The sequence below is a fragment of the Pseudomonas sp. SIMBA_068 genome, assembly GCF_046534705.1.
In the GTDB taxonomy this organism is placed as follows: Bacteria; Pseudomonadota; Gammaproteobacteria; order Pseudomonadales; family Pseudomonadaceae; genus Aquipseudomonas; species Aquipseudomonas putida.
On the sequence record NZ_JAWRYI010001726.1, the window covers coordinates 1 to 233 of the forward strand.

At 67.0% G+C, this 233-nt stretch carries 1 protein-coding gene; it reads left to right on the plus strand.

The annotated features are described in order from the left end of the window. On the plus strand, positions 1 to 233 hold a 233-nt coding region (locus SB756_RS35660; protein WP_410913957.1), incomplete at both ends, for a LysR substrate-binding domain-containing protein.

Here is a 233-nt window from a genome sequence, read left to right on the forward strand (position 1 = left end):
CCGGCGAGTTGCACTTCGGCAGCGGCCCGGCCCTGGCCGTGCGCCTGGTGCCCGACGCCCTGCGCCACTTCATCGAGCGCCATCCCGGTATCCGCACTTCCCTGCTCGTGGACAACAGCGAACGCCTCGGTCAGGCCTTGCGCCGCGAACAGATCGAGTTTTTCGTCGATGATATCCGCCCGTTCGAAGCCGACCCCAATTTCCACACCGAGCCCTTGTCGCCACGCCCAGGG